Origin of the sequence: Burkholderia sp. BCC0044 (assembly GCF_902832955.1) — a bacterium.
In the GTDB taxonomy this organism is placed as follows: domain Bacteria; phylum Pseudomonadota; class Gammaproteobacteria; order Burkholderiales; family Burkholderiaceae; genus Burkholderia.
The window spans coordinates 827,836-840,810 of record NZ_CADFDO010000003.1 but is presented as its reverse complement, the minus strand read 5'-3'; the positions used below and the strand labels follow the sequence as shown (position 1 = coordinate 840,810).

Annotated in this window: 11 protein-coding genes; 8 read left to right on the top strand and 3 right to left on the bottom strand. The window is 57.0% G+C overall.

Going from position 1 to position 12,975, the window contains the following annotated elements; translation table 11 throughout:
- The first annotated feature begins 74 nt into the window (after positions 1 to 74).
- Together HWX14_RS20755 and HWX14_RS20750 are read left to right on the top strand one after the other, a co-directional pair.
- Positions 75 to 935, top strand: coding sequence for a transporter substrate-binding domain-containing protein (locus HWX14_RS20755; protein ID WP_175884646.1), 861 nt, complete (start codon positions 75 to 77; stop codon positions 933 to 935).
- A 307-nt stretch (positions 936 to 1,242) separates the two neighbouring features.
- A complete protein-coding gene (locus tag HWX14_RS20750) occupies positions 1,243 to 2,169 on the top strand; it encodes a LysR substrate-binding domain-containing protein (protein ID WP_175884270.1) in 927 nt (308 codons plus the stop codon).
- A gap of 277 nt (positions 2,170 to 2,446) precedes the next feature.
- Here HWX14_RS20750 and HWX14_RS20745 read toward each other — a convergent pair.
- A protein-coding gene (locus HWX14_RS20745; protein WP_175884269.1) for an IS5 family transposase occupies positions 2,447 to 3,264 on the bottom strand; the annotation gives its coding sequence in 2 pieces (ribosomal slippage) (positions 2,447 to 2,916 and positions 2,916 to 3,264; 819 coding nt in all).
- A 470-nt stretch (positions 3,265 to 3,734) separates the two neighbouring features.
- Here HWX14_RS20745 and HWX14_RS20740 point away from each other — a divergent pair.
- The 4 genes from HWX14_RS20740 (at position 3,735) to HWX14_RS20725 (ending at position 8,519) form a co-directional block, all read left to right on the top strand.
- Positions 3,735 to 4,715: a 3-hydroxyacyl-CoA dehydrogenase NAD-binding domain-containing protein gene (locus tag HWX14_RS20740; protein ID WP_244130287.1), complete on the top strand. Its 981-nt coding sequence runs from the start codon at positions 3,735 to 3,737 to the stop codon at positions 4,713 to 4,715.
- Positions 4,716 to 4,766: 51 nt separating this feature from the next.
- Positions 4,767 to 6,275, top strand: a complete 1,509-nt coding sequence (locus tag HWX14_RS20735) for a CoA transferase (protein WP_175884268.1) — start codon at positions 4,767 to 4,769, stop codon at positions 6,273 to 6,275.
- A gap of 4 nt (positions 6,276 to 6,279) precedes the next feature.
- On the top strand, positions 6,280 to 7,218 hold the full coding sequence (locus tag HWX14_RS20730; protein ID WP_175884267.1) for a hypothetical protein: 939 nt from the start codon (positions 6,280 to 6,282) through the stop codon (positions 7,216 to 7,218).
- Between the two features lie 437 nt (positions 7,219 to 7,655).
- Entirely contained in the window at positions 7,656 to 8,519 is an 864-nt protein-coding gene (locus tag HWX14_RS20725) for a LysR family transcriptional regulator (RefSeq protein ID WP_175884266.1), read from the top strand.
- Between the two features lie 91 nt (positions 8,520 to 8,610).
- Here HWX14_RS20725 and HWX14_RS20720 read toward each other — a convergent pair whose 3' ends face one another.
- Positions 8,611 to 8,847: a DUF3331 domain-containing protein gene (locus HWX14_RS20720; protein ID WP_175884265.1), complete on the bottom strand. Its 237-nt coding sequence runs from the start codon at positions 8,845 to 8,847 to the stop codon at positions 8,611 to 8,613.
- 142 nt (positions 8,848 to 8,989) lie between these two features.
- Positions 8,990 to 10,126 (bottom strand): AraC family transcriptional regulator, encoded by a 1,137-nt coding sequence (locus HWX14_RS20715; protein ID WP_175884264.1) that lies wholly within the window; start codon positions 10,124 to 10,126, stop codon positions 8,990 to 8,992.
- Between the two features lie 300 nt (positions 10,127 to 10,426).
- Here HWX14_RS20715 and HWX14_RS20710 point away from each other — a divergent pair, with 300 nt between their 5' ends.
- Positions 10,427 to 12,076: an AMP-binding protein gene (locus HWX14_RS20710; protein ID WP_175884263.1), complete on the top strand. Its 1,650-nt coding sequence runs from the start codon at positions 10,427 to 10,429 to the stop codon at positions 12,074 to 12,076.
- A gap of 99 nt (positions 12,077 to 12,175) precedes the next feature.
- Positions 12,176 to 12,898 carry an OmpW family outer membrane protein gene (locus tag HWX14_RS20705; RefSeq protein ID WP_175884262.1) on the top strand — a complete coding sequence of 241 codons (723 nt, stop codon included), beginning with the start codon at positions 12,176 to 12,178 and terminating at the stop codon, positions 12,896 to 12,898.
- The last annotated feature ends 77 nt before the right edge of the window (positions 12,899 to 12,975 follow it).

The following is a 12,975-nucleotide window of genomic DNA, read 5'->3' as shown; positions in this document are numbered from 1 at the left end:
TCCCGATCCGAGCGGCACGACAACCCGGCGATTCCCGCTCTGGCGAGATCGCTTCAACGAAATGGAGATGCAGCATGAAAATGACTTCCTCGAATGCCTTGAAGGCATCGCTCGTGACCCTCCTCGGCGCGCTCGCGCTCATCGGCAACGGTGCACAGGCAAAGGAATGGAAATCCGTCAAGGTCGCACTGGAAGGCAGCTATGCGCCGTGGAATCTCACGTTACCGAGCGGCAAACTGTCGGGATTCGAGCCGGAATTGCTCGACAATCTTTGCAAGCGCGTCAACCTGCAATGCGACACGGTCGCCCAGGACTTCGACGGCCTCATCACCGGTCTGCAGGCCGGCAAGTTCGACGCGGTGATGGATGCCCTCGCGATCACGCCGGACCGCGAACGCATCATCGCGTTCTCGAGGCCCTATGCGGCGACGCCGGCCGCGTTCGCGTCAATCGACGGGCAGGGATTCGCAAGGGGTGCCGGACCCGCCGCGCTCCTCAAGCTGACCGGCAACGCCAAGGCCGACAGCGCGACGATCGCTCCGCTGCGCGCGCAGTTGAAAGGAAAGTCGATCGGCATTCAATCCGGCACGGTTTATACGCGGTTCGTCTCCGACAACTTCAAGGACGTCGCGTCCGTGCGGCTCTACAAGACTTCGGCCGAACGCGATCTCGACCTGGTCAACGGGCGCATCGACATGGCGTTCGACGACGTGACCTACTACGCCGGCATCAGCGGTAGCAAGGACACCGCACGCATCCGGATCGCCGGACCGACGATCGGCGGCGCCATCTGGGGCCCCGGGGAAGGTCTCGGTTTCCGCAAGCAGGATGCGGATCTGAAGGCGAAGTTCGATGCCGCGATTACGGAAGCGCTCGCGGACGGAACCGTGACGCGATTGTCCGAGAAATGGTTCAAGACCGACGTGAAACCGTAGACACGCGGCATCGAACGGTCAGGTTGCGGGTTGCAACGACTGCCGCATGAAAGAACGAGATGCGCGGTTGATCTTTCGTATGACAAACCGCGCCCCACGCTTTTCCAAACGATCCCCTCGCCACACACCGAGCGCCCCGCAACGTTCCGGTGTCCTTGCGAGCGCGCGCAGGACGCGTCCGCTCCGGCATGCGCGCCACGCGCCAGTCTTTGCTAGACTGGCGTCGACCATTCCGCATGCGCCGCCGAGCAACGTTCGTACTGCTCCGGGGGCGCCGCCTTCCGACCGCATTTGCCAGGTCAGCTTCATGAACCGCCTTCCGCCACTTCGCGCCCTGCAGATCTTCGATGCCGTGATGCGCCACGGCGGTGTCGTGGCCGCCGCAGAGGCACTTCATGTGACTCCCGGTGCGATCAGCCAGCAGATTCGCGTGCTCGAGACGTTTCTCGGCATCGCGCTTTTCGACCGGGAGAACACAGGTCTGAGGCCGACCCCGCTCTGTGAGCTGTACCACTCGCACATCTCGCGGGGATTCGAGTGCTTCCACAGCGCCCAGGCCGCGCTCAACGTACAGACCGGGCGCCGGCTCACGCTGATGACGTTTCCATCGGTCGCGACGCACTGGCTTGCCTCGCGACTGGACACGTGGCACACCCTCTGCCCGCATGTGCAGGTTCACGTCGAAGTCGTCGATCACGAAACCAGCATTGCGACGAGAAGCGCAGACATCCGGTTGACTTACGGGACCCTTCCCAGTGACGGCACACCTTATCGCGTGATCTTTACGGACAAGGTCGCACCGGTATGCGCGCCGTCCCTGCTGCAATCGACGGGCGCGATCTCGCAACCGGCCGACCTCCTGCGTTGCCCGTTGATTCAAGTTGAGTGGGGCTGGGCGAACCTGTCGCCGCCGACCTGGGCCAACTGGCTGCATGCCGTCGGCGTGCCGTTGCCCGCGGCGCTGTCGCCGCTCACTTACTCGGTTTCCGGGATGGCGATCGACGCGGCCATTCGGGGACGAGGTGTTTCGCTTGGCCAAGGATTCTTTGCCGCCGACAGCATCAAGCGGCACGAACTCGTTGCGCCATTCAAGATTGCGCTGCCGATGCCGTTTCCCTATTTCGTTTGCTGGAAACAGGCCGTCACGGAATCCCCCGCCACTCGACAATTTCTCGATTGGCTGATCGAGGAAGCGGAGCAAACTGGGCGAGATATCGCGACCCTGTTTGGTTAGCTGCTGACTCTGCAGTTTCTGTCAATGACAAAAGCGAATTAAAAACGAGAGAAGGAAGCTGTGCTGGGCAATCCTCGTCTCCTCGCGAAGCAACGGCGTGCAAGGGAAGACTCGCAGCTTGAAGCGTGATGTGGCCGAAGTATTGCGCGCGCGCCACTTTCTATCATGCTATCAAAGCGAGGAGGCTTGGCTTGGCGGGAGAGTACCTTGATCACCCGACGGTTTGCGCTTTCCGAGAGTGCGACATGCGATGCCATGCCTCGAGTAAGAGGCCAGTTCAAAAAGGCTGTTCGATACGCCTGAAGATGTTCCAACAGACAAGCGAACAACCGAGTTTCAAGAATGCCTCGTGAATGTCAGCACGTCGCTCGAAGCGAGTGCGTAGGCGACGAAAATTGTGGAGCCAGGAGTGCGTGCGTTCGACCACCCAACGATACTTGCCAAGTCCGCTGCCGTGTTCGGTCCGGCGCTTCGCGATCACTGGCTGGATACCGCGATTGCGCAGGGCTCGCCGATGCCGCTCGCAGTCGTAACCGCGATCGGCGTAGACGACGCGAGGCCGTTGAATCGGGTGGCCGCGCAGGCCGCGAATCGATGGAATCGCGTCGATCAGCGGCAGCAACTGCATAACATCGTTGACGTTCGCGCCAGTCAGGATCGCGGCGAGAGGTGTGCCGTTGGCGTCGGTGACGATGTGGTGCTTGGAGCCGGGTCGCGCGCGATCAGTGGGGTTCGGGCCAGTTTTTGGCCCGCCCCAACAGCCCGTACCGATGATGAATCGACGGCGGCACGTGAGAAATCGATCTGGTCGGCCGCCCGCAGTTTGGCGAGCAATAGTTCGTGGAGGCGAACCCACACGCCGGCTTCGTGCCAGTCGCGAAGCCGGCGCCAACAGGTCGCCCCCGAACCGAAGCCGAGCTGCGTTGGCAGATGGTTCCATCGAATGCCGGTCTTGAGCACGAACAGGATGCCGTCCAATGCTGCCCGATTCGGAACCGGAAACCGTCCTGGATTCTTCGTTCGCCGCGGTTTCGGCGGCGGGAGCAATGGTTCGATGAGTATCCACAATTCGTCATTAACGATCGGCGCTTGCATTCCTCATGATCCCGTTGCTCAGATGCTCGAGGTTAACAGGTCACCGGTGAAGTTAACAGCCCCTCGAGGGTCTTTTTGAACTGGCCTCTAAGGATGCGCCGCGTGCTTCGACTTGAGGACGTGTAGCTTGCTGGAGTCGCAATTAGAAAAATCAGATGCGGAGTTCAGCATCGGCGCTCTAGTCATCATTGTCTGATCTTGTCGATGCGCAGCACGCGCAACCAATTCTCGCACATCAACAAAGGACTGAGGATTGCGTGACAACAAAGCAATTTTGTTTTTCGGACAATTTTTATTTGTTTCACAACAAGGATTGATCCCTCGCATAATTTAAAGACGTTTGATGAGTCGAGTGCGATTGACGTCCCTCGTGCGTGATTTTCACACTCCTCTGCCGATCGTCCTGTGGGCTTCGTGACCAGAGTGGTCATCTGCCTGATTTCCGTACCGCTGAACCTGAGAGAACTCCTTTGAAGACAATCGACCAAACCAATGAGTTGCGATCAAGCGGGATCAATCACGCCACGATCATCGGGGGTGGAGTTATCGGCGCCTCGTGGGCGGCGCTCTTCCTTGCCAACGGCCTCTCTGTAACGGTCACCGATCCCGATCCTGATATCGCGGAGAAGGTCGAAGCTGTCATCACCGGCGCGATTCCGGCGCTTCGGGGGTTAGGCTATCAAACGTCGGGCCTGTTCGATCGGTTGTCGTTCGACGGCAATCTGGCTACTGCCGTCGCTTCGACAGACCTGATCCAGGAGTGTGGCCCCGAACGAGCTGACTTCAAGCAGGATCTATGGCGCCGGATCGAGCAGGTTGCGCCCCAAAACGCGCTGCTGCTCTCTTCCAGTTCGGGAATTCCTGCGTCGGTACAAAATGCGGGAATGGCCGAGCCGGGTCGGTTGATCATCGGCCACCCATTCAATCCTCCCCATCTGATGCCGCTCGTCGAAGTCGTTCCGAGCGATAAGAGCGACGCGGCGACGGTTGCGCGGGTTCTTTCTTTCTATCGCGGTGTTGGCAAGATCGCGCTGGAACTGAAGAAGGAGATTCCGGGATTTGTCGCCAATCGCTTGCAGGCGGCGATTTTCCGTGAGTGCATGTATTTGGTACGGGAGAACGTCGTAACGATGCGTGATCTTGACGACATCGTGACGAGTTCGCTTGGCGTGCGCTGGGCAACGAATGGCCCGTTCCTGTCATTTCATCTCGGCGGCGGCGAAGGTGGTATGGCCCACTTCGTCGAGCATCTCGGCAAGGGTGGCATGGAGAAGCTTTGGGCAACGTTTGGTGACGTGTCCTTTGATGATGCCACCTGTCGGCTCCTCGTCGAGCAAGCTAGCGAATTCTATGGTGGCAGTTCCATCGATGCGCTCGCTGAAGACCGTGATGCGAAGGAGGTCGCAATCCTCAATGCCCTCGCGGGCATGGGCGATCCTACCAATACCTAGAGCGGCATCCGCTGGTATCTCTCCGTCACGCATTCTCGGTAGGTATTCATCATGTCAATCGCAACAGGAGAAGGCCTTACTAGGCACTTCAAACACATTCTTGCGAATCCGGAGACTAGCGTCGATTTCGATCTCGCTGGTGAGACGACGGCGTTGCTGGCCAGTATCGGTGCATCCTCGTCCGAAAGTGGTGGAAAACTAAGTTTTTATGGTCTGGATCCGATCGTGCCTAGTGTTGTGCGATTTGGTGCGATGTCGGCTATTTCGCTAGCTGCGAAGTCGTTGCAGACTGCTTCAATATGGCGCATGCGAACGGGGGAGGGTCAGGATATTCACGTGGATGTCCGGAAGGCGCTGCGTCGGTTCAGTCCGTTCATCGACGGACGGTGGGAGTTGCTGAACGGCTATCCGGGCGGCATGTATTCCAACGTCGACAGTGCGGTCGCGGGCAATATGTATCGCTCGAAGGATGGAAAATGGTTCTTTCCGACCAACCCCTATCCCGGACTGTACGGTCGTATGTTGAGGTTCCTGGACGTTTCGGGGTCGTCTGAATCGATTGAGCGCGCGATCGCTCAACGGGATAGCGGTGATCTCGAACAGGCGGCAGCACAGGCAGGTGTATCGCTGGCAATGGCTCGCTCGCTCGAGGAAATCATGTCGATGGACGTGTACACGCAGGGATTGCGTGACATGCCGCTGATTTCGGTCGAGCGCATCGGGGACGCGCCCCCTAAACCGTTCGACGAGAAGGTCGTCGCGCCTTTGTCGGGTGTGAGGGCGCTCGGTCTTGGTCACGTCATTGCAGGCGCCAGCATTGGGCGAACGTTAGCGCTGCACGGTGCGGACGTGCTCAACGTTTGGAATCCCCACGACTGGGAGCATGACGTTTTCCTGAATACGTCGCATGTCGGCATGCGCTCGACCACCTTGCAACTGAAAGATGCCGATGCACGGGCGAAGTTTCTTGAGCTGATGTCGAGAGCAGACATTTTCTTTGCCAATCGTCGTTTCGACTATCTGGACCGCTACGGAATTACTGCCGAGGAGATGTGCGAGTCCAATCCTGGCCTCATTCACACCAATGTTTTGTACTGCAATGGGCCGGGGAAGCCGTGGTCAGATCGGGTTGGGTTTGATGTAACAAGTGGCTTCGCAATGGGTCTCGATTATCTGGAGGGTAGTCCCGAAAAGCCCGAGTTCCCACCGATTTTTGTGGTCAACGACTATGTTGCCAGTTGGTTGGCAACCATCGGTGCACTGCAGGCCCTCAAACGCCGGGCAATCGAGGGTGGAAGTTACAAGGTGACTGTTTCGCTGTGCAGAACGACCTTGTGGCTGATTTCGTTGGGAATTTTCGACAAGGCATTCGCGAAAGCAACGGCGGGGTCAAGCGACGAACATCGCTACGTCGAGCCGGAGCAGTTCACAGTTGAGACGCCGATGGGAACCTACACCGGTGTAACGGAGATGGTCGAGATGTCGAAGACACCTGGGAGCTATCGCTTTCCGCGGGAGCCACGGGGTAGCGCCAAGCCGGAATGGCTTTCGGAGGGCTGAACTCATGGTTGGAAAAAATCAGGCAACAGCAAGTGGCATCCTCTATTTCCTTCGCGCCCATCCGGCGGCGATCATGGCACTCCATCCGGATAGCGGCGAAGTCCGCGAAGTCTTCACCGTTCCCGACGGGACACCAGACGGCATCCAGGTCGATGGCGCAAGCCGGACGATTTACTGGACGAATATGGGCCAGATGCCTGCCAGCGGAGAGGCTTTTCCTGACAGGGATGGAACTATCGAGTGCTGCGACCTCGACGGTGAGGGCCATCGCAAGCTAGTGGGTAACGGTGCGATCGTTACGCCCAAGCAGGTGCAGCTCGATTCGGCCCGTGGTCTGCTGTATTGGTGTGACCGGGAAGGGATGGCGGTGTTTCGGTCCCGCGTCGACGGAACTGAGTTGACGATGTTATTAAGTACAGGCGTATGGCCGAACGCAACACAAGACGTCCTTCGCCATTGCGTTGGGGTTGCCCTCGATTCAGAGCGCGGTCAAATCTATTGGACGCAAAAAGGGCCACCCGACGGTGGACTGGGGCGAATTTTTCGCATGGGGCTCGACATGCCGGATGGGGTGATGCCGGATATGCGGAATGACGTTGAACTCCTGCTCGACGGGCTACCCGAGCCCATCGATCTGGAGATCGATCATGAGCGCCGCCAACTGTACTGGACGGATCGCGGCGATCCCGCCGCGGGCGGCAACAGCCTGAATCGTGCCGATATGACTGCTGGTGGGCTGACGAATCATCATGTGCTCGCGACAGGTTTGAAGGAAGGCATCGGACTGGCTCTGGATCTTAGAAATCGTCGAGCTTTTGCTGCAGATTTGAGCGGGGCAGTATGGGCGGTGCCGATGGACGGAGGCGAACTCGCCATGATTCATCAGTGCTCGGGGCCGGTCACCGGGATCGCATTCCTAGCAGCAGCTGGCGGGTCGGCCTGACTGGTCCGGAATCTTTGAGCGGAAGATAGTCTGATATTCGAAGATTTTCGGCTTGCCGGGCTGGTATTGCCATTCACGTCAGCCGTATTAGTTATCCGGTTGTCGAGAGAGCGCGTCAGTTTCGCATCTCGCCCGCGACTCGCTGGGGCTGCAGTGCTTTGTCCCGCTCTTTTCTCCGGCCACTGGCTTCCAGTGCCCCGTCGTCATACATTCAGATTTTTCCATACCTGAGTGCCTGCGGCCTCGATGGACGTATCGTATGACCGTATGTACGGGGACGTGAAATTGGCCGATGATCGATGCGTAAACGGCGCGAGGTTGATGATCTGTCGATGGGGTTAAGAGCGAAATATTTGACCGACCCTGGCTTCTGCCGAAATATGTATAGGGGACGATGACATATCCCGACTCATGAACTTCCCAGACGGTTATGCAAGATGCTGAATCGAACGATAGATTCCACCTTGATGGAAATGATGGTTTGCCTTGCCGAAGAAAGCAGCTTCACGGCAGTAGCGGAGCGCATGCATCTTACGCAGCAGGCGGTAAGTGCACAGGTCAAGCGACTCGAGGCATTGACCGGGCAGCAGATCGTCGTTCGATCGCCTCATGAGGTCCATTTGACACAGGCCGGCGAGAAACTGTTGATATATGCCCGTCAGGTTATCGCAGTAGGCGAGCGGATAAGGCAGCAGTTTTCGATCATACCGCTTGAAGGGACGGTTCGCTTTGGCTTCACCCCGGGATTCGGTGCGCCGATGCTTTTCCCGGTGCTGAGCGAAATCAGGCGCGTTCACCCTCGACTGGAACTGCAGTGCGAAACTGGGCGGACGACTAACTTGCTTTCAAGAATGGAGGCTGGAAAGGTCGACGTGATCATTGGCGCACAGGCCGACGGTGGAAATTGCGGTGAAACGCTCTGCCGAGAAAAGCTTATATGGCTGGGAGATGCAGAGAGGCTGGTCCAGTCAGGTTCACCTGTGCCGCTGGTGATGTTGCCCAAACCAACCTTCCTGCGGGAGCACATCTTCAAAATACTGGATGGCGCAGGCTATACCTGGTCGGTCTTCTTCGAAAGCGATGACGTCATGGCGTTGCGGGCGGCGGTTCAGGCCGGTTGGGGAATGTCGCTGTTTAACAAGGTGTTGGTCGCTGGAGAAGACAACCTTGTATTTGAAGGTGCGTCAGAACTTCTGCCCGACGCGGGCCACGTGGAGTTTTTCATGCGATATCGCGAGCAGTCCGAAGATGTCGTGAAATCTTTTGCGAAGGCACTGCGTAGTGTTCTAGGGGACTCCTAGCGGTTTTACTTCTATCGCATCGAGTCAAGTGCAGCTTCTTGCAGAAGCAGACGTCCCAGCCTTGTCGGATGGCCATGAGCGCTTCAGACGATCAAGAGACTTCGGATGCGAGGATCATGGCCGTCGCGTTGCTCGGCCGTGGACGCCCAGTCGGGCGAAAGATCGGATCTCCAGGGCTGATGTTCTTCCCCGAATAGGCACATACCCCAAAACGAGTCGCGATCCTGGGGCGCCAGATCTGCTCACCATAATGGCTGCCACCAGGCTCGACCCAGCGGGCAACCACCCGATCCGAGGCGCATTCGAGAATGTATATCTTGACATCCATGGGCAAGGCGTTTCGGGTTCATTGATTACAATCTGTTTGCTTTGCCTGCTTGGAGAAATATGAGGGAGCGGCTACGCTGCGAAAATGACCAAATCGGACAAGAAAATTGTCCGACTTGATCTGAATGTCGACGGTAGCTGCATCATGGGTATTCGGCACTCAACTCGCCGTTCCATCCATCCCTGTTGCGGCGAACTTCATTGGGTGTCATGCCTGTCCAGCGCTTGAATGCATGCCTGAAGCTCACTGCGTCGCTGAACCCCAATGCCAGTGCGATGTCTTCGGTGTTCAGAGTGGTTGTGGTGAGGTAGTCGATCGCAAGTGCTCTGCGCACACTCATCAGTAGCTCGTGGTACGAAGTTCCTGCGGCTTCGAGCTTGCGGCGTAGGGTTCGTGCTGTCATACACAGAGCTTCGGCAACGGCGTCAATCTCAGGAAATCGACCTGGAACGCGTGTGAGTTCCTGATAGACGCGCTGCGTGATCTCCGACTGACTCCGGAGTTCATCGAGTAGAAGCGCGCAGTGATGCGAGACTTGCGCCGCCGTGATGGGATGAGCAAGTTGCGGAGCCCGCGGTAGCCATTCGGCAGGGTAGCTGAGGGTATTGGATGATTGCTCGAACAAGAGTGGGCATTCGAGTACTTCCGAGAGCAGCGTCGCATGTGCGGGCCGGCTGTATGTGAAATTCGCACATACCGGTGTGCACCATGGGCCCATCACGTTTTTGATGACCGTCACGTGCAATGCGAATTGCATATCGAGTAGAAACTGGTACATCGGTGCGTCGAGTTCGGGGAGCGTGACTTCTTCTCGCGCAGGAAAGTGCCACGATGCTTTGTCTCCGTCCTCAATCCAGCGGATGCTGAGCATGCCGTTGGCGAGCTGATGGAACTTGACGGCCGAGTCGAACGCGCTCGCCATCGACTCGGCGCATAGGGCTGCATAGCCGAACATCCCATAGCTTGACGCATGCAAAAGTTTCCCGACCCGAACGCCTAGATCTGAATGCGGGTATTGACGGATCGCGTTACGTGCGGCCGTCAGGAATTGTTGCGTCGACGTCAATGTAAACGGATCGGAGAGATCCTTGAGATTGAGACCCGTGCCCGTCAAAACCTGGTCGGCATCGAGTCCAAGGTTTGCGACAACTTCGGCTAAAGCTGCGAGCTTCGACGGAGAAAAGCGCTTTTCAGACAGCGTAGCGGGTTGCGCAGGTTCGGATGGTTGATCTGCGGGAACGCCCGAGTCTGCTGAGTTCGATGGGGTATTCCTGTTCATAGCGGGATCCAGTAGGTCGAGCTTCATCCCCAGAAGACACTGGGCATTCCCATGCCTCAATTTCCTCCGGGCCCTGCTTCATGGGCGATGACGCTACGTCATACGGTCGTCACTGGCCGCGACCAAAACGGACAATTTTCGTGTCCGTTTCCACCATTTCCAATGTATGCGCAGGACGCCATAGTCACAACCGGAGACATAGTCCGCTGATACAGAAACAGTGCCTGTCGCGTGGGTGCTGGCCGGGCTATAGCAGTATTTCGAGCTGGTACTTTGATGCTCGCCTCAGGGGGTACCTATATGATGAACAGACACTGGATAGCGTCGTACGGTTCGATTCCTGCTGAGATCGATCCCGACTGCTATTCATCCGTCAATGCGATGCTCGACGTCGCCATGGCGCGGTTCGCCAATAAGCCGGCATTTCGCGTAGAAGACCTAACGTTGACTTACGCAGACGTTGATCGCTTGTCGACTGCCTTCGCTGCTTACTTGCAGCAGATCGTTGGTATTCGAAAGGGGGATCGAGTAGCGGTCATGTTGCCCAACGTCCTGGCGTTTCCGATTGCATTTATCGGTATCACGAAGATCGGCGGCATACAGGTCAATGTCAATCCTCTTTATACGGCGCGGGAGCTCGAACATCAGCTTAACGACGCTGGGGTCGAAACGATCGTGGTGTACGACGAGTCACTCGGAACACTGGCTAATGTGATTGAAAGGACGAGTATCCGAACTGTCATCCGGGTCGACCCCTGCGAATTTGGGGTTGCGCCGTCCGCTCCCGTCGGTAGTTTCGACTTTCCGTATGACGCGATTGGCTTTGCGGCAGTGCTAGATGAAGGAGAGCGTCTTGCCTGCGAGCCCGTTCCGCTAGTCGGTAACGATCTTCTTTTGCTTCAATACACGGGTGGTACGACTGGATTGTCGAAGGGCGCTGCGCTGTCTCACCGGAATCTCGTTGCAAATATCGAGCAGTTTCAGGCGTTCATGCCGGATGCTCAACGTCCGGGCGAGGAAGTTGTCGTCACAGCTATCCCGCTGTATCACATCTTCGCGCTGATGACGAACTTCCTGTCGTGCTTCTCGATCGGCGCCGAAAACTGGCTCGTTACCAACCCGCGTCGAATCGAAGCGCTGATCGACGTTCTTAAGGCGGCGCGGCCGACGGTGTTCTTCGGTGTTAATACGTTATACGCGAGCCTGGCCAATCACGCTCGTTTGAACGACGTGGACTGGTCGCGCTTGAGATTGTCGGCCGGCGGCGGTGCAGCTGTAATCGACGTCGTGTCTGACCGATGGAAAGCAGTTACTGGAAATTTCATTCGGGAGGGTTATGGCCTTTCCGAGACCTCACCCATCGTGTCGTTCAACCCTCAATTTATTGAGGAATTCTCCGGCACTGCTGGCTTGCCTGTGTCGTCAACCGACGTGGTACTACTCGACGACAATGATCGTCCGGTTGGCATCGGCGAATCAGGCGAGATTTGCGTGAAGGGGCCGCAGGTAATGGGGGGATATTGGGAGTCACCCGAAGCGAACGAGAATGCCTTCACGCCGGACGGCTACTTTCGAACGGGCGATGTAGGGGTATTCGACAACAAGGGATTTCTCAGAATTGTTGATCGAAAAAAGGACATGGTCATTGTTTCAGGCTTCAACGTTTACCCGAACGAGGTCGAGGCCGTTGCGACCGCGCTTCCCGGTGTCGCCGAATGCGCGTGCATCGGCGTACCGGACGAAAAGACGGGCGAAGCGGTGGTGCTCTTCATCGTCAAGACACGTAACGCAGACGTGACACTCGAAACCGTCATCGCACACTGCCGCGCGCGGCTTGCACCCTACAAGGTGCCGAAGATTGTTCACTTTGTGGATGCGCTGCCGAAGTCGACGGTTGGAAAAATACTGCGCCGAGAGCTACACGGTATGACGAAACGTCATTGGGCGTAATAGAAATGGCACGAGGGGGTGATGTACGGCTTCCAATCTATAAAATACCGATAAAAAATTATTACGGTATCCATATAATAAATACGGAGACTCAGTGCAATGAAATACAGGAATCTGGTAGTGACCATGGCCGCGTTGACGGCTGCGGTCGGAGCTCAGGCTCAAACTGCGGGTAGTAATGTTGCCAGCGTCGGATGGTTGAGGATTGCGCCGCAGACCTCAAGTGACCCGTTGACTGTTGGTGGACACTCGGTTCCGAATACGGGGGCAAGCGTCGACAATGCAGATACGGTTGGTTTGACGCTCACCCATTTTTTTACGGACAACATCGCGGTGGAAACCGTGGCCGGGATCCCGCCGAAATTCAAGTTTTCGGGCACCGGCGTTCTTGCGGAACCAGCGATCAATCCGCTTGGGGATGTGCGGCAATGGAGTCCGGCAGTGTTGCTGAAATACTATTTCGGGCGCGCTGATTCTCGGTGGCGTCCGTTCCTTGGTATCGGTGTCAGCTACATCTGGTTCACCAACGCGCACGTCAATCCCGCATTTCAGCAGGCATTAAGCGCGCAGATCACACACGGTGCGACATCGAGTCTTTCGACCAGCGCTGACATCGAAAGCGAATGGTCTCCGGTGTTCAACGCTGGCATGATCTATCAGTTCGACAAGCACTGGTCGGCTGGTCTCTCCATTTCATATCTCCCGTTCGGTACCAAGGCCAATCTGAGCACGAGGCTGCCGAATGGGCAAGAAGTCAAGAGTCAAGCAAAGATTACGCTTGATCCGATCGTCACGCTTGTCTCGGTCAGTTATCGATTCTGAAATAAATTTAATCATATTGATTCGTACTACATCGTATTTGAGGTGTGAAGTCGAGAAGCGAACGATGGAAGCTGGTA

Coding starts and splice junctions, on each gene's coding strand:
- HWX14_RS20755 (WP_175884646.1), top strand. CDS start 75: ATGAAAATGACTTCCTCGAATGCCTTGAAGGCATCGCTCGTGACCCTC.
- HWX14_RS20750 (WP_175884270.1), top strand. CDS start 1,243: ATGAACCGCCTTCCGCCACTTCGCGCCCTGCAGATCTTCGATGCCGTG.
- HWX14_RS20735 (WP_175884268.1), top strand. CDS start 4,767: ATGTCAATCGCAACAGGAGAAGGCCTTACTAGGCACTTCAAACACATT.
- HWX14_RS20730 (WP_175884267.1), top strand. CDS start 6,280: ATGGTTGGAAAAAATCAGGCAACAGCAAGTGGCATCCTCTATTTCCTT.
- HWX14_RS20725 (WP_175884266.1), top strand. CDS start 7,656: ATGCTGAATCGAACGATAGATTCCACCTTGATGGAAATGATGGTTTGC.
- HWX14_RS20720 (WP_175884265.1), bottom strand. CDS start 8,847: ATGGATGTCAAGATATACATTCTCGAATGCGCCTCGGATCGGGTGGTT.
- HWX14_RS20715 (WP_175884264.1), bottom strand. CDS start 10,126: ATGAACAGGAATACCCCATCGAACTCAGCAGACTCGGGCGTTCCCGCA.
- HWX14_RS20710 (WP_175884263.1), top strand. CDS start 10,427: ATGATGAACAGACACTGGATAGCGTCGTACGGTTCGATTCCTGCTGAG.
- HWX14_RS20705 (WP_175884262.1), top strand. CDS start 12,176: ATGAAATACAGGAATCTGGTAGTGACCATGGCCGCGTTGACGGCTGCG.